Genomic DNA, 15,663 nt, shown 5'->3' on the forward strand with positions numbered 1-15,663 from the left:
AAGTGGAAACTCATATAATGTTTTCAAAAACCGATGCGATGACGAAGAATAGTACATATGACGAGGCGTTCAGAGAGCTTGTGGACGGTGCGAACAAGCCGCTAGTTGTATGGAATGGGCTTTCGAGCATTCAAGCTGAACAAAAAGTAGGCTTGGACGTTTGCCTTACGTTACAAAGGTGCCATGCATGCGCATGGGCAAAGTGATTGTCGTATCGGCAATAACTAGGGTGGCACCACGGTTCTATCGTCCCTAAAGATGATAGAGCCTTTTTTATTTGGAAAAATAAAAAAAGGAGTGATTTCATGAAGACGATTTTTTCTGGCATTCAACCAAGCGGCGTCATTACGCTCGGCAACTATATCGGGGCGATGAAGCAATTTGTTGAATTGCAAGACGATTACAACTGCTACTTTTGTATCGCTGATCAACATGCGATTACCGTTCCGCAAGATCGGCTCGTGCTTCGGAAAAACATTCGCAGTTTAGCGGCCTTTTATTTAGCGGTTGGCATCGATCCGAACAAATCAACGTTGTTTATTCAATCAGAAGTGCCTGCGCATGCGCAAGCGGGTTGGATTTTGCAATGCATCGCCTACATTGGCGAATTAGAGCGGATGACGCAATTTAAAGATAAATCAGCTGGAAAAGAAGCGGTCAGCGCTGGGTTGTTAACGTATCCGCCGCTTATGGCAGCCGACATTTTACTTTACTCGACAGACATCGTTCCTGTCGGTGAAGACCAAAAACAACATATTGAGTTGACACGCGATTTAGCGGAGCGATTTAATAAACGATATGGGGACATTTTCACGATCCCGGAGGCGCGCATTCCGGAAATCGGAGCCCGCATTATGTCGCTTACTGATCCGACGAAAAAAATGAGCAAGTCCGATCCAAACCAAAAATCGTACATTACACTACTTGACGATGCGAAAACGATCGAGAAAAAAGTAAAAAGCGCCGTGACGGACTCCGAAGGCATCATTCGTTACGATAAAGAAAAGAAGCCGGGCGTATCGAACTTATTGACGATTTACTCCATTTTAGCGAACGAATCGATTGAGCAATTAGAAGAGCGCTACGCAGGAAAGGGATACGGAGAATTTAAAGCGGACGTCGCTCAAGTGATCATTGACGCATTGACACCAATCCAAGAAAAATATTATGAGCTTATGGAAAGCTCAAAACTAGATGACATTTTAGACGAAGGAGCAGAAAAAGCAAACCGCGTCGCAAATAAAATGTTGAAGAAAATGGAAAACGCCATCGGGTTAGGAAGAAAAAGACGATAAAAAACTCAGCTCCATAAGGGCTGAGTTTTTTAATTCACTTTCGGCTCTTGTTCCATTTCCCATAGTTTTTCAAAAAACGGTTGTCCTTTCACAAGCCGTTCGCATAAATGCGCATGGCGGTCCGACCATCCGTATTTCGCTTCTTCGTACAAGCCGTTCCACGCTTCTTCAAACGACATTTGTTGAATGTATGCATACTTTTCTGGCGCCCACTCCGTATACCAATAGCGCACTTCAGCGACATTTTTCGTTCCGTACAATTGATCAAGCGCCATAAATAACAGCTGCTTCAATTGTCGCTCTTTGCGCGTCAATCCGCTCATGAGCGCAGGATGGGGCGATAAAATATGATATTCTTTTTCACTTTGTTGAAACGGATATATGCGCACATCTTGCTCTTTCATCATCTCATAAACGAGCTGTTCTTGCCGTGGAATGAGGCGGCTTTTACGAATCGGAATGTGATAGCCAATCGTATCAATCGCAACGATGCCATAGCCATCTGTGGCAATAAAACAATAATCAAGCTGAATGCGTTCATGATTTTTGCGCACATACGCTTTTTGATACACATCTTCAAGCAACGGTTTAGGAATTTCCGATAGACTATTTTCCAAGTAGTAAAACAGTTGTGGGCTCACTTTTAATACTGGAACTTGATCTAATAACTCAATCGCATCATCTTTTCTCCACTCATAAAAGTGGCAAACGTTATATCCATTTTCTTCTCCTTCAAACCAATTTACCCAAACATCGTGAAGATATAACATGCATAACCCCTCACTTCAAACGATTTGTTCACAGTATGGTCAGAGGTCGTTCATTTTATTCCATTTCACCCTAAATTTAACCATCATCACGAAATGGGAAAAAAATACTTAGCCACGTCATGAATAAGCCGATAGGTAAAAAATAACATTCCACTTTTGTGCTAATAAATAACAAATATTCTTTCCAATCTGCACGCGATGCCATAATGTTTAAATACGCAATCATCGTCGTTCCACCAATGACCGACATCCCAAACCCAAGCAAATAAAAAAAGAAACGCATACATTTGTCCCCCTTGTCCACTACTATATGTATGAACAAACCGGGAAACGATGCGTTACATAAAAAAAATTTGTTCTGATTCCATTGTCAATAATTCGATTATCGTCTTTTTTTCCAACGCTCGCTTCACGATGTCATACCCTACCGCATAGCCGAGCATGCGCGGATAAAAGGTTGAACCGTATAAAAGCGGACGGTAACGAGCATCGTCTGGACGAAGCGATATGTTTGGCACGATCCATTTTTTCGTAAACTGCTTTAGTTGTTCCTCCGTGTAATATGTCGTCCATTTCGCGACATATTTGCTCCCAAGTCGCTCATACACCGCGTTTTCGGCTAATCCTTCCATGACGATGCGGTCAAGGAGCGTATAGTCGCGCTCATTTTTCGGATCCACATGTAAACGGCAAACGTGATTGTATTCGTGAATAAGGAGGGCGTAAATATGTTCATTCGGAACATGAGGAAGCAAAAATAAAAATAGTTGATCGCGAAAAGCGACGCCTGACTTTCCGCCAAATTCATGTTGGAGCGAACGGTTGGTAGCATCGGCAGGAAAAATATAAATCGGCACATCTGGCCCATTCCACTCTTTTTTTAGCTCCGCAAACTTTTTGGCGACAAATGCCCATACGTTTTTTTGTTCAAGCTGTTTCATGATGTCATGTTGATTGCGCCGCGCCATCCCATGCGCAAATAAATGGCGCTGTACGTCTTCTTTTATTTTTTCTCGCCATTTGTCATGTTCAAACCAGTTTTTTGTGTTAATCACTCCCATGACACTCCCTCCTTTCGTTATCGCATTGTACGACAAACGAAAGGAAAATGTGAAAAGGATGAGGAGAGACTCATCCTTCATATTTTTTGAAAATAATTGTCGCATTATGTCCACCAAAACCGAGCGAATTGCTTAATACGGCACGCACGTCTTGTTTGCGCGCCACGTTTGGCACGTAATCTAAGTCGCATTCTGGATCTGGCGTTTCATAATTAATCGTCGGCGGAATGACGCCGTCGTAAATCGATAAAACGGAGAAAATCGCTTCGACCGCGCCAGCTGCGCCAAGCAAATGACCAGTCATTGATTTTGTCGAGCTGACCGCTAATTTGTACGCATGTTCACCAAATACTTCTTTAATCGCCATCGTTTCATATTTATCGTTATACTCTGTGCTCGTTCCGTGTGCATTAATGTAATCGATGTCTTCTGGTTGCATATTCGCATCACGAAGCGCTTGGCGCATCGCGCGTACACCGCCTTCTCCGCCAGGTGCTGGTGCCGTAATATGATACGCATCCCCTGTCGCACCGTAGCCGACAATTTCTGCATAAATGCGCGCACCGCGTTTTAGCGCATGTTCTAGTTCTTCCAAAATAATAATGCCAGCCCCTTCGCCCATAATAAATCCATCTCGATGTTGATCGAACGGACGGCATGCTGTTTTCGGGTCTGGATTAAACGAGAGCGCTTTTGCGGCGCTAAATCCTGCAAACGCCATATGCGTAATCGGCGCCTCTGTTCCGCCTGTAATCATGACGTCCGCATCACCGCGCTCAATAACTTTAAACGCATCGCCAATCGAGTTCGTTCCTGTTGCACAAGCGGTCACTGTACATGAGTTCATTCCTTTTGCGCCAAGTATAATCGACACTTGCCCTGCCGCCATATCTGGAATCATCATCGGAACGAAAAACGGGCTCACGCGGCGATACCCTTTTTCTAAAAACGTCTTTAGCTGTTCTTCGTACGTTTCCATCCCACCGATGCCTGAACCGATCCATACGCCGACGCGTGCAGCGTTATCTTCTGTAATTTGTAAATTCGCATCTTTTACGGCCATCATCGAAGCCGCGACTGCGTATTGTGTGAAGCGATCCATTTTACGCGCTTCTTTTTTATCCATAAACTGTTCAACTTGAAAATCTTTCACTTCCGCTGCCACTTTCGCAGGAAAATCGTCCGCGTTTAATCGTGTGAGCGGACCGATGCCTGATTGTCCGGCAACGATATGTTTCCACGTCGTTTCAACATCATTTCCTAACGGCGTCACTGCTCCTAACCCCGTGACAACCACTCGTCTTTTCGTCACCACACATCACTCCTTTGTTTCATCATACATCGTTATTTGCCCCAGCGCAACGCAATAGCGCCCCAAGTTAATCCACCGCCGAAACCGACCATAATAATTAAATCGCCATCTTGAATGCGTCCAGCTTCTACTTCTTCGACGAGCGAAATCGGAATGGATGCAGCGGATGTATTTCCGTATTTATTCACGGTAATCGACATGCGGTCAACTGGTAGCTCTAACCGTTCGCGCGCCGCTTCCATAATGCGAATGTTCGCTTGATGCGGAATTAAAAAGTCAACGTCCGCCTTCGTCAACCCTGCTTTTTCTAGCACACGAATGCACGACTCTCCCATTTGACGCACGGCAAATTTAAATACTTCCCGTCCGTTCATCACGACATAATCGTCTTCGTATAAATATTTTCCGCCTGTTCCGTCCGCACCGAGCTCAAACGACACGATGCCACGACCTTCCGAAACTTTTCCCATCACAACAGCGCCTGCACCGTCTCCAAACAACACCGCTGTGTTCCGATCCGTCCAATCGACGATTTTCGATAATTTTTCTACCCCGACAACGAGCACATATTTGTACGTGTCCGTTTCGATAAATTGTTTCGCCGTCACCATCGCATACATAAATCCTGCACATGCTGCGCTCACATCAAGCGCCGCCGCGCGCACTGCGCCAAGCTTTTCTTGCAGCATACATGCAACAGACGGAAACGCGCGATCTGGTGTGACCGTTGCTACTAAAATGAAATCAATTTGTTCGGGAGAAATACCCGCATCATCAAGCGCGCGCTTCGCTGCGATATATGCCATATCGGACGTATCCATATCGTCTGAAGCAATGCGCCGTTCTTCAATGCCTGTTCTCGTCCGAATCCATTCATCAGACGTATCCATTCGTTGTTCTAATTCTTTATTCGTCACAATACGCTCTGGCAAATATCGTCCAATTCCAATAATTCCTGCATTCACGGAAATATCGTCTCCTTTTATTATCAAACTTTATTACTTGGTACTAATTTTACTTTCTTTTCTCGTTTCGTGCAATAAAAAAATGAGGAGGGATTCCCCACCTCACTCATTTGGCAATTTCCCCGTTTTTTTATATCGTTCAATGGCTTCTGTTATTTTTTGTTGGAACGATTCATCGACAAGCGGGCTAAACGTGCCGAGTTCAACGACACCGTCTTGAAAATCAACATATGTCGTTCCTGACGTTAACTCTTTGTCGATAAACTTTTGCGCAACGAGCTCATATAATGCATCGACATGTTGGACGGTGCTCGTTAGTACCGTTCGTTCCCCTAAATCTGCTTGGTCTGTCACATAGCCAATCGCATATAGCCCATGTTCTTTCATTTTTTCAATGATCGGTACGCTAAATGTATCGCCAGCAGGATATACGACATCGACCCCATCAGCGATCATTCGCTCAACAATCTCCATCGCTGCATCAATATCACCCCAACTTTGCACATATTCTACATCAACGTGAACGTTTTCGTTTTCATATAACGCTCCTTCAAAAAAACCGTCCACTTCCGGTTGCCATTCAAACGCAGCAATAACGCCGATTTTATTCGTTTTCGTCATATGTCCTGCGACCATACCGCCAAAAAAGCCCATCGCATGTCCTTGAAAATTTAAGCTCGTGACGTTTTTCTTTTTCGCTTCTCCGTTAAAAAACACAAAATGGACGTTCGGATATTTTTCTGCGATGTCATCAAAATATTCTCCATATTCGTTCCCATGCCCGAAAATTAAATTGACGCCTTTTCGATGAAATTCTTTTACCGCTTGTTTAGTCGCAGCCTTTGAGTTTACCCCTTCACGATAAAACACATCGACACCAAATTTCGCTTGAATGCGTAGCAATCCTTTATACCCTTTCGTTCCCCACACTTGATCATCAATCGTATCAGGAACAAGCAGCCCAACTTTTTGTACATTCCCCGACGATAATTGAGCAGGGGCGCAAGAAGTTAAAATAACAAGTAGTGCAAAAATCAAATATGTATATCGCCACATCAACATGCAACACTCCTTTTCCCGTCTCATTTTTTATTTTACTTGTTTCCTTTCTTATCGGTAAAGAAAAAATCCCCACGGGTATGGGGACTATACGTCACTATATTGCTCATAAAAGTCATGAATCGCCTGCGCAAACATATACGTTTTTTCCGGCAAATGATACGATACAGGAACGTGAAACGTTTGAGCATATGCTCGTGCGTGGATCGTTGACGGATATCGGTTCACCCCTGATACTTGCCAAATTTTCATCGGCACAACGGGCGGACAGAGTGGAAGGATGCATCGTTCAACTTCTTCTTGCCCATATGCTTGTTTTAGTTGGCGCAACAGTCGCTTATAAAAAAATTTATGCTCTTTTTCATATTGCAACTGTGCTTGTAAAGATAAACAAGGATTTAATAGCGCGATGGCACGTATTTGGTCGTTCAATTCGTTCATCAATTGTAAAGCGACAAGCGCCCCCATCCCTTCTGCCAACACGTAAATGCGCTCATTTAAAATTTCCGTTTTTAATACGTAATGAATAAGCTGTTTCGCTAGTTTGACGGCTTTTGGACTTCCCCAATTGGCACCGTACAAATGGGAATAGAAAATCGTATACCCATGTTGTAATAAATCGTGTAACAACTTGTTTTTTCCAACATGTTGCATCCATAAGCTCGTCTTGTCATCAACAAAATGAGATACATCTCCTAAAATAAGTAATGCAAATCCGTTCGGGCGCTCTGGCACATGAATCGCACACCATTGCTCGCTAAATTGGAAAAATCGTTGCTTCTCTGTCATAACCGTCCACCTTAAGCACATCATTGTACAATATATCGTATGCGATTTTCTTTTTCGTGTACTAGGCGTTGTAATTTTTCGTTTTCGCTCATCCACTATTTATGTTAAGATAAAAAAGAGTGTAAAGGAGGGAGTTACATGCGTATTTTTTGGACGTTTTTTTGGACGTTTTTATTAGTAAACATGGTGACATACGTCGTTAGCTCGATGATCGGGGTCACTTATCATTTCGCAACAGGGGCTACATTAGCGATCATTGCAACCGTTCTCATTTTGTTGATTGCGCAACTCATTCCAAACGAGCCTGTGCATCATTAAAAAAGGATAAACGGCATTTGTCCGTTTATCCTTTTTTTACGACCAATTCATCGCCTTCGACATCGATTGTCACCGCACTGTAATCTCCAATGCGCCCTGCAACAATTTCACGCGCAAGCTTTGTTTCAATATGTTTTTGAATGAATCGTTTCAATGGACGCGCACCATATACATGGTCAAACCCGTGTGTCGCAATGTACGTTTTCGCTTCTTCTGTTAGTGTGACTGTCATATGACGTTCCGCTAACCGTTCTTCTAATTGTTTGATGAACTTCTCGACAATACCTTTTACTTCACGTACGGTTAACGGTTTAAACAATACAATATCGTCGATGCGGTTTAAAAACTCTGGTCGGAAATGCATACGCAATTGTTTCAACACTTGTTCGCGCGCTTCTTCGTTTACCTCGCCATGCGCATCGACCGCTTCTAACAACGTATGTGATCCAATATTGGACGTCATAATGACGACTGTATTTTTAAAGTCGACCGTTCTTCCTTGCGAGTCCGTCATGCGACCGTCATCTAACATTTGCAGTAAAATGTTAAACACTTCTGGATGCGCTTTTTCAATTTCATCAAGCAAAATGACCGAATATGGTTTTCTGCGCACCGCTTCGGTGAGTTGACCGCCTTCTTCATAGCCAACATATCCCGGAGGCGCTCCAATTAAACGAGACACCGCATGTTTTTCCATATATTCGGACATATCGATGCGAATCAGTTGTTGTTCACTATCAAAAAGCGCTTCCGCTAACGCCTTCGCCAGTTCTGTTTTCCCAACACCTGTCGGACCGAGGAAAAGAAATGAACCGATCGGACGATTCGGATCTTTCATGCCTGCACGCGCACGCAATACTGCATCACTCACTAGCTCGACCGCTTCATCTTGCCCGATGACGCGCTCGTGTAAAATGTCGGAAAGCCGCAACAATTTTTCCCGTTCACCTTCGACGAGCTTTGTCATCGGAATGCCCGTCCATTTCGACACAATCGTTGCGATTTCTTCTTCTGTCACTTCTTCTCGTAGCAGTCGCCGCTCTTTTTCGCTTTGTTCGAGTTGTTTTAATTGCTTTTCAAGCTGTGGAATGCGTCCGTGGCGGAGTTCCGCCGCTTTATTTAAATCGTAATTGTTTTCTGCTTCTTCTAACTCGCGCTTTGCTTTTTCTAACTGCTCACGCAATGTGCGCACATGTTGAATCGCTTCTTTTTCTTTTTCCCATTGCGCTTTCATCGCATTTGCTTTTTCGCGCAAATTCGCCAGCTCTTGCGATAACGCTTGCAAGCGCTGTTTGCTCGCTTCATCTTGTTCTTTTCTGAGCGCTGCTTCTTCAATTTCAAGCTGCATCATTTTGCGCATCACTTCGTCCAATTCTGTCGGCATCGAATCGATTTCTGTGCGAATCATCGCGCACGCTTCATCAACTAAGTCGATCGCTTTATCAGGTAAAAACCGATCGGAAATATAACGGTCTGATAATGTTGCCGCCGCCACAAGCGCACCGTCATGAATGTTGACACCGTGATGAATTTCAAATCGCTCTTTTAATCCGCGCAAAATCGAAATCGTATCTTCGACCGTCGGCTCTTCGACGAGTACTTGTTGGAAACGACGTTCAAGCGCTGGATCTTTTTCAATATATTGACGGTATTCATCAAGCGTCGTCGCTCCGATACAATGCAATTCCCCACGAGCAAGCATCGGCTTTAACATGTTGCCGGCATCCAATGCACCGTCTGTTCGTCCTGCCCCGACGATCGTATGCAGTTCGTCAATAAATAAAATAATGCGTCCTTCACTTTTCTTTATTTCATTTAATACTGCTTTTAACCGTTCTTCAAATTCGCCGCGAAACTTCGCACCGGCAATAAGAGCACTCATATCGAGTGCAAAAATCGTTTTATCTTTCAATCCTTCCGGCACGTCTTTTCGGACGATGCGTTGCGCAAGCCCTTCGACGATCGCTGTTTTACCGACGCCCGGCTCTCCGATTAACACAGGATTGTTTTTCGTCTTGCGCGATAAAATGCGAATGACACGACGAATTTCGCTATCGCGGCCGATGACCGGATCAATTTTCCCTGCTTTCACTTCCGCCACTAAATCGCGACCGTATTTTTGCAGTGCTTCATATGTAGCTTCTGGATTCGGACTAACCACGCGCTGATTCCCCCTTATTCCCATAATCGTTTGTCGTAGCTTCTCTCGGTCCATGCCATAGCGCGACAAAATCGGTTGCGCTTCTTTGTCAGCAACGAGTGCAAGCAACAAGTGTTCAACGGATATATATTCATCATTCATTTGTTTCGCTTCTTGTTCTGCGCGCACAAGCCATTGTTGCAAACGACTTGTTACATATATTTTCCCTGCCTCTGAGCTTGAAATGACTTGTGGTTTTTTGTTTAGCTGTTTATGCCATTCATCTAACAACGTCGCGACGGAAACTGACATTTTCTCGCATATTCGCCGAGCAAGCCCATCTTCTTGCTCGAAAAGCGCGACACATACATGTTCCACATCGACTTCTTGATGTTGTTTTTCTACCGCTAACGATTGAGCTCGCATGAGTGCTTCTTGCACTTTTTCCGTCATTTGTTGCATATTCATGGCGCTCCCCCCTTTTGACTTTGACTTTATTTGACCTTTATCTATTACGTATTATAACGAGAAAGCCACCCTTATGCAAGGATGGCTTACGGTTTTGGAAAGTACGTCCAAATGCGGTTATGATTTGACGTTTCAGGGAAACGGTCACCTGCTTTTAGTTTTAATTTCTTCGGATTTTTTACTTGATCCCCTGTCTCACCAATTTCAATATATATCCCGTTGTTTGGCGCTTTTTGCCCCGGGCGGAAATGTCTACTTTGTCCCATCCGTATCCCTCCTCATCGTCTAATCATTTTATAATATGTCCGTTTTGCTTCGTAAACATGATGAGAAATAACGGATGGACATCCAACTGTTACAGTAATGAAACGAGCAACGCTTTTTGTGCATGAAGGCGATTGCCTGCTTGTTGGAAAATGTACGAATGTGCTCCATCAATGACACCTTCCGTCACTTCTTCCCCCCGATGCGCTGGCAAGCAATGTAAAAATATAAAGTCTTGTTTCGCTTGTTGAACGAGCGCTTCATTCACTTGAAACGGGGCGAAAATATGCATGCGTTCGTTCGCTTCCGCTTCTTGCCCCATGCTTGCCCATACGTCTGTGTATACAACATCCGCATGCGCGATGGCTTCGTACGGATCGTTTGTCACAACGATCGTCGCTCCGCTTTCGCTGGCGATATATTTTGCTTTTTTTACGATCGTTTCTTTCGGTTCATATCCTTTCGGTGAAGCAATGGCACAATCCATGCCCGCTTTTGCCGCCGCAAGCATTAACGCATGTGCCATATTGTTTCCATCGCCAATGTAAGCAAGCTTTAACCCTTGTAGCTTTCCCTTTACTTCATAAATCGTCAATAAATCGGCAAGCGCTTGACACGGATGATCATCATCTGTTAGCCCGTTAATGACCGGAATCGTCGCATAATGCGCCAGTTCTTCTACTTTTTCATGCTCAAATGTGCGAATCATAATCGCATCGACATATTCCGATAATACGCGCGCTGTATCTGCAATCGTTTCTCCCCGCCCAATTTGCAAGTCGCGACTGCTTAAATGAAGCGCATGCCCACCTAGTTGTACCATCCCCACTTCAAATGAGACGCGCGTTCTCGTGGACGGTTTTTCAAAAATCATCGCCAACGTTTTGCCACTTAACGGCGTATAACGTTCGCCGTTTTGTTGCTTTTCTTTTAATTCAAGCGCTAAATGAAGCAAATACTCGATTTCTTCTTTTGAATAGTCCGCTAATGTTAAAAAATCTTTCCCTTTTAATTGAATCGTTGCTGTCATATTCATTTTCTCACCACTTCACGTAAATTTTTTAACCAATCTTGAATCGAACAAACAGAAAAATCTTGGACAGAACACGCTTGTAAAAACAATTGAGCCGTTTCTTCTTCCGTTAACACGAGCACATGGTGAGCGAGCGCTTGTTTTCTTCGCCACGCACTTTGTTCATCACGCATCAAGCTAACAAACGCCAGCGCTTGTTTTTTCGCGACCCATTGTTCGAACGGTTCATCTGTTACGACCGTTAATCCTTGTTGTCGCACTTGTTCAATCAGCGACTTCGCACGCTCTGGCGCATCGACGTATATGTCGTACGCTTCTTTTTTCTTTATGAGATATGGATAAAACGCTTTTAATGCTGCTTCTTGCACCGTTTTTGCGATGCTAATGCCTTCGCCTGTCGATTTCATTTCTGGTCCAACGAGCGGATCGACACCAGGCAGTTTATATGTCGAAAATATCGGATATTTCAAGACAACATACGGGAGTAAAACGGTTTGTTTGACGTCTTCCGACAAATATTTCCCAAGCAATACGTTGGTTGCATGTTGAACCATCGGCACGCCTGTTACTTTACTTACAATCGGAACAGTTCGACTGGCGCGCGGATTCACTTCTAATACGTACACTTCCCCGTCTCGTACAATAAACTGAACGTTCATTAATCCTTTAAAATGAAGCTTTTTTGTGATGCGTTTCGTATAGTCGATCATTTTTTCTTTTTCTTCTTCCGTAAACGATTGGGCAGGCAATAGCGCATAACTATCGCCAGAATGAACGCCCGTTTTTTCGACATGTTCAATGATCGTTGGCACAAATACGTCATATCCATCACATATGGCATCAAGCTCGCCTTCTTTTGCACGCATATACTCGTCAATTAAGACAGGATATACAAGACCTTGCTCGACAAGTTCCAAAAGCTGTTGTTTATCGTAAACGATATGCATCCCTCGTCCACCAATGACATACGATGGACGAAGCAACAGCGGATATCCAATTTCTTCTACTTTTATTTGAAGCTCTTCCTCATTGTTTGCCATCGTTCCTTTTACATGTGGGATGTCAAGCGATCGAAGCAACGTATAAAAACGTTCGCGATCTTCTAACTGATCGATCGTATCGCTATTCATGCCGATGATCGAAACGCCGTACGCTTCAAGCTTATTTGCTAAATTGATGGCCGTTTGACCGCCAAATTGCACGATAACCGCTTCAACGTTTTCGGCTTCTGCAACATTCAATACATCTTCAACGGTAAGCGGTTCAAAATATAAACGATCCGCAACCGTAAAATCGGTGCTTACTGTTTCTGGATTGTTGTTCATTAAAATGGCTTCATAGCCTGCTTGTTGCAGAGCGTACACACAATGAACGGAACTGTAATCAAATTCAACACCTTGACCGATGCGAATCGGACCTGAACCGAGAATAAGCATTTTCGGCTTTTCGCTCGTTTGCACTTCGCTTTCACCGAAATACGTCGAGTAGTAATACGATGTTTCTGCCGAAAATTCCGCTGCACACGTATCAACCATTTTATAAGCTGGTACAATGCCGTATGCTTTTCTTTTTTCACGTACGTCTTTTTCGTCAACGTTCCATATATGAGCTAAATACGCATCAGAAAAACCTTTTTCTTTCAACGTTCGAAACGTTTGTTCATCAATAAGGGAAAACGTCGTTTCTTTCGCCTGTTGTTCAAGCGCAATAAGCTGGGCAAAACGCGCTAAAAAGTATAAGTCGATTTTCGTCCATTCATATATTTGTTCCGTTGAAATACCGCGTCGAAGCAGCTCTAATATCGCGAAAAAGCGCCGATCGTCTCCCTTTTTTACGATGTTAATTAATGCCTTTGTCGGCTGTTTCGCAATGGTTGGTGAATATAAACCAATATGGTCTAACTCAAGCGAATGAAGTGCTTTTTGCAACGCTCGCTCGAAATTGCGGTCAATCGCCATCACTTCTCCTGTCGCTTTCATTTGTGTGCCGAGACGACGATCGGCAAACGAAAATTTATCAAACGGAAAGCGCGGAAATTTGACAACGACATAATCGAGCGCAGGTTCAAAGCTCGCATACGTATGTCCGGTCACTGGATTCATGAGCTCTGCAAGCGTATAGCCGACCGCTAATTTCGCTGCCATTCTAGCAATCGGGTAACCTGTCGCTTTCGATGCGAGCGCAGATGACCTGCTCACGCGCGGATTCACTTCAATTAAATAATACTTTTTACTTTTCGGATCGAGCGCAAATTGAATGTTACATCCTCCAACCACACCAAGTGCCGAAATAATTTTAATGGCGGCTGAACGCAACATATGATATTCGACATCGGTCAATGTTTGCGACGGAGCAACGACGATCGAATCGCCCGTATGAATGCCGACAGGATCAATATTTTCCATGTTACAAATCGTAATGCACGTATTTGTATGATCGCGCATCACTTCATATTCAATTTCTTTAAAACCAGCAACGCTCCGTTCCACTAAACATTGCGTAATCGGACTTTCATGCAATCCTTTCGTCACAATGTCGACGAGCTCTTCCATCGTTTTGGCGATTCCGCCACCTGTTCCACCAAGCGTATATGCCGGGCGGACGATAATCGGAAACCCAATTTGTTTTGCAAATTGCACCGCTTGTTCAACAGTCGTCACAATTTCGCTTTCTGGCACAGGTTCATTTAATTCGTACATCAACGCACGAAACGCTTCACGGTCTTCCCCGCGCTTAATTGATTCAATCGGTGTGCCGAGCAAACGAACGTTATATTTTTGCAAAATACCACGTTCATGCAGCGCAAATGCTAAATTCAGTCCCGTCTGACCACCAAGCGTAGCCAACAACCCATCGGGTCGCTCCTTTGCGATAATTTTCTCCATGCTTTCAACGGTGAGCGGTTCAAAATATACAGCATCCGCATGCACCTCATCTGTCATAATTGTCGCAGGATTGTTGTTCACTAAAATGACGCGATATCCTTCTTCTTTTAATGCCAAACAACCTTGCGTTCCTGAATAGTCAAACTCCGCTGCTTGCCCGATGACGATCGGCCCTGAACCGATGACAAGAATCGAGCGAAGCGTTGTATCTTTAGGCATACACTTTCTCCTTTCTCGCTGCTTTCATCATGTCGACAAATTCGGCAAAAATAAATTGCGTATCATTTGGTCCCGGATGCGCTTCTGGATGATATTGCACGCATAAAATCGGCTTCGTTTCATGACAGACGCCTTCCACCGAACCGTCGTTCACGTTAATAAAGCGAACGGAAAGCGGCGTATCTACTAAACTTTCCGCTTTTACGACATAGCCGTGATTTTGTGACGTCATCACAACTTTTTTCGTTTTCGCATCATATACCGGCTGATTCGCTCCGCGATGCCCAAACGGCAATTTTTCCGTATCCCCACCGTAAGCAAGCGACACGAGCTGATGTCCAAGACAAATCGCAAGCGTTGGGTAGCGTTCAATGACCGATAAAATGTTCGGCAAATGATGTGACAACTGTTTCGGATCCCCCGGTCCGTTTGACAACAGCACCCCATTAGGCTCGAGTTGTTCTACCGTTTGTAACGTCGTATTGTACGGAACGACGGTTACGCGACATCCGTGCTCGATTAGCGACTGAACAATTGATTTTTTGTAGCCAAAATCAAATAAAACAACATGCATATGACCTTCTCCGTACGTTTGTATTTTCGATGTGCTAACAAGCGGAACAGGTGCTTGTTCCTCCATATGCACGACCGCTTGTCGACTTGTTGAAATGACGGCAGGCATCGCTCCATGCTCACGAATTTGCTTCACAACCGCCCGCGTATCCACGTGAGTGAGAAGCGGAACGTTCCATTTTTGCAAATATTGTTTGAAACTATATGTCGCTTCGTAATGAAACCCTGTCTCCTCTGCCTCGTAAACGATAACTGCCTTCACATGCGGCTGTTTGCTTTCAAAGTCGACTTCATTAATCCCGTAATTTCCAATGAGCGGATACGTAAAAACGATGATTTGATTTTTATACGACGGATCGGTTAACACTTCTTGATATCCTGTCATCCCTGTAAAAAAAACGACTTCTCCCGTAACATCTCCCGTCCATGTTGTTTCTAACTTCCCCATAAACGTTTTGCCGTTTTGTAAATGTAAATACGCGTCCATTTCAACACCCCAAACGAATGTTTAT

General features: G+C 44.1%; 14 protein-coding genes and 1 other annotated feature. Of the genes, 2 read left to right on the plus strand and 12 right to left on the minus strand.

Features of this window, described 5'->3' with window-relative positions:
- Nucleotides 1-29 precede the first annotated feature (29 nt).
- Nucleotides 30-257: a binding site (T-box leader), on the plus strand.
- A gap of 48 nt (nucleotides 258-305) precedes the next feature.
- Nucleotides 306-1,295, plus strand: coding sequence for a tryptophan--tRNA ligase (gene trpS, locus HNQ84_RS01925; RefSeq protein ID WP_435620955.1), 990 nt, complete (start codon nucleotides 306-308; stop codon nucleotides 1,293-1,295).
- Between the two features lie 29 nt (nucleotides 1,296-1,324).
- Here trpS and HNQ84_RS01930 read toward each other — a convergent pair whose 3' ends face one another.
- The 7 genes from HNQ84_RS01930 to HNQ84_RS01960 all read right to left on the minus strand — a co-directional run bounded on the left by HNQ84_RS01930 (nucleotide 1,325) and on the right by HNQ84_RS01960 (nucleotide 7,251).
- Complete coding sequence (locus HNQ84_RS01930) at nucleotides 1,325-2,065, minus strand: YjbA family protein (protein ID WP_183248561.1); 741 nt, start codon at nucleotides 2,063-2,065, stop codon at nucleotides 1,325-1,327.
- Between the two features lie 76 nt (nucleotides 2,066-2,141).
- Nucleotides 2,142-2,348 (minus strand): YuzI family membrane protein, encoded by a 207-nt coding sequence (locus tag HNQ84_RS01935; protein ID WP_183240430.1) that lies wholly within the window; start codon nucleotides 2,346-2,348, stop codon nucleotides 2,142-2,144.
- A 55-nt stretch (nucleotides 2,349-2,403) separates the two neighbouring features.
- Nucleotides 2,404-3,126 carry a DUF2268 domain-containing putative Zn-dependent protease gene (locus tag HNQ84_RS01940; RefSeq protein ID WP_435620956.1) on the minus strand — a complete coding sequence of 241 codons (723 nt, stop codon included), beginning with the start codon at nucleotides 3,124-3,126 and terminating at the stop codon, nucleotides 2,404-2,406.
- A 70-nt stretch (nucleotides 3,127-3,196) separates the two neighbouring features.
- The gene (gene fabF / locus HNQ84_RS01945) at nucleotides 3,197-4,438 is read right to left on the minus strand and encodes a beta-ketoacyl-ACP synthase II (protein ID WP_435620957.1); all 1,242 of its coding nucleotides are present in this window, start codon (nucleotides 4,436-4,438) and stop codon (nucleotides 3,197-3,199) included.
- Between the two features lie 32 nt (nucleotides 4,439-4,470).
- Nucleotides 4,471-5,403: a beta-ketoacyl-ACP synthase 3 gene (locus tag HNQ84_RS01950; protein ID WP_183248554.1), complete on the minus strand. Its 933-nt coding sequence runs from the start codon at nucleotides 5,401-5,403 to the stop codon at nucleotides 4,471-4,473.
- Nucleotides 5,404-5,505: 102 nt separating this feature from the next.
- Nucleotides 5,506-6,459, minus strand: a complete 954-nt coding sequence (locus tag HNQ84_RS01955) for a BMP family ABC transporter substrate-binding protein (protein ID WP_435621020.1) — start codon at nucleotides 6,457-6,459, stop codon at nucleotides 5,506-5,508.
- Between the two features lie 90 nt (nucleotides 6,460-6,549).
- Nucleotides 6,550-7,251: a hypothetical protein gene (locus tag HNQ84_RS01960; RefSeq protein ID WP_435620958.1), complete on the minus strand. Its 702-nt coding sequence runs from the start codon at nucleotides 7,249-7,251 to the stop codon at nucleotides 6,550-6,552.
- A gap of 138 nt (nucleotides 7,252-7,389) precedes the next feature.
- Here HNQ84_RS01960 and HNQ84_RS01965 point away from each other — a divergent pair, with 138 nt between their 5' ends.
- Nucleotides 7,390-7,569 carry a YjzD family protein gene (locus HNQ84_RS01965; protein WP_435620959.1) on the plus strand — a complete coding sequence of 60 codons (180 nt, stop codon included), beginning with the start codon at nucleotides 7,390-7,392 and terminating at the stop codon, nucleotides 7,567-7,569.
- A 25-nt stretch (nucleotides 7,570-7,594) separates the two neighbouring features.
- Here HNQ84_RS01965 and clpB read toward each other — a convergent pair whose 3' ends face one another.
- The 5 genes from clpB to HNQ84_RS01990 form a co-directional block, all read right to left on the minus strand.
- Nucleotides 7,595-10,177, minus strand: a complete 2,583-nt coding sequence (gene clpB, locus HNQ84_RS01970) for an ATP-dependent chaperone ClpB (RefSeq protein WP_435620960.1) — start codon at nucleotides 10,175-10,177, stop codon at nucleotides 7,595-7,597.
- An 86-nt stretch (nucleotides 10,178-10,263) separates the two neighbouring features.
- A complete protein-coding gene (locus HNQ84_RS01975) occupies nucleotides 10,264-10,443 on the minus strand; it encodes a YjzC family protein (RefSeq protein WP_003395421.1) in 180 nt (59 codons plus the stop codon).
- An 89-nt stretch (nucleotides 10,444-10,532) separates the two neighbouring features.
- Nucleotides 10,533-11,477, minus strand: a complete 945-nt coding sequence (gene argF / locus HNQ84_RS01980; protein WP_435620961.1) for an ornithine carbamoyltransferase — start codon at nucleotides 11,475-11,477, stop codon at nucleotides 10,533-10,535.
- Nucleotides 11,474-14,578 (minus strand): carbamoyl-phosphate synthase (glutamine-hydrolyzing) large subunit, encoded by a 3,105-nt coding sequence (gene carB, locus HNQ84_RS01985; protein ID WP_435620962.1) that lies wholly within the window; start codon nucleotides 14,576-14,578, stop codon nucleotides 11,474-11,476. The genes argF and carB overlap by 4 nt, the downstream gene beginning before the upstream one ends.
- A complete protein-coding gene (locus tag HNQ84_RS01990; RefSeq protein WP_435620963.1) occupies nucleotides 14,571-15,638 on the minus strand; it encodes a carbamoyl phosphate synthase small subunit in 1,068 nt (355 codons plus the stop codon). Before HNQ84_RS01990 ends, carB begins: the two co-directional genes overlap by 8 nt.
- Between the last annotated feature and the right edge of the window lie 25 nt (nucleotides 15,639-15,663).

The sequence above is a fragment of the Anoxybacillus eryuanensis genome (assembly GCF_051200995.1).
In the GTDB taxonomy this organism is placed as follows: Bacteria; Bacillota; Bacilli; order Bacillales; family Anoxybacillaceae; genus Anoxybacillus; species Anoxybacillus tengchongensis.

What these genes read in the sequence shown, in the direction of transcription:
- HNQ84_RS01955 (WP_435621020.1), bottom strand. Translation starts at nt 6,459, where the DNA reads ATGTGGCGATATACATATTTGATTTTTGCACTACTTGTTATTTTAACT.
- HNQ84_RS01930 (WP_183248561.1), bottom strand. Translation starts at nt 2,065, where the DNA reads ATGTTATATCTTCACGATGTTTGGGTAAATTGGTTTGAAGGAGAAGAA.
- HNQ84_RS01975 (WP_003395421.1), bottom strand. Translation starts at nt 10,443, where the DNA reads ATGGGACAAAGTAGACATTTCCGCCCGGGGCAAAAAGCGCCAAACAAC.
- HNQ84_RS01990 (WP_435620963.1), bottom strand. Translation starts at nt 15,638, where the DNA reads ATGGACGCGTATTTACATTTACAAAACGGCAAAACGTTTATGGGGAAG.
- trpS (WP_435620955.1), top strand. Translation starts at nt 306, where the DNA reads ATGAAGACGATTTTTTCTGGCATTCAACCAAGCGGCGTCATTACGCTC.
- HNQ84_RS01935 (WP_183240430.1), bottom strand. Translation starts at nt 2,348, where the DNA reads ATGCGTTTCTTTTTTTATTTGCTTGGGTTTGGGATGTCGGTCATTGGT.
- HNQ84_RS01940 (WP_435620956.1), bottom strand. Translation starts at nt 3,126, where the DNA reads ATGGGAGTGATTAACACAAAAAACTGGTTTGAACATGACAAATGGCGA.
- clpB (WP_435620960.1), bottom strand. Translation starts at nt 10,177, where the DNA reads ATGAATATGCAACAAATGACGGAAAAAGTGCAAGAAGCACTCATGCGA.
- argF (WP_435620961.1), bottom strand. Translation starts at nt 11,477, where the DNA reads ATGAATATGACAGCAACGATTCAATTAAAAGGGAAAGATTTTTTAACA.
- carB (WP_435620962.1), bottom strand. Translation starts at nt 14,578, where the DNA reads ATGCCTAAAGATACAACGCTTCGCTCGATTCTTGTCATCGGTTCAGGG.
- HNQ84_RS01960 (WP_435620958.1), bottom strand. Translation starts at nt 7,251, where the DNA reads ATGACAGAGAAGCAACGATTTTTCCAATTTAGCGAGCAATGGTGTGCG.
- HNQ84_RS01965 (WP_435620959.1), top strand. Translation starts at nt 7,390, where the DNA reads ATGCGTATTTTTTGGACGTTTTTTTGGACGTTTTTATTAGTAAACATG.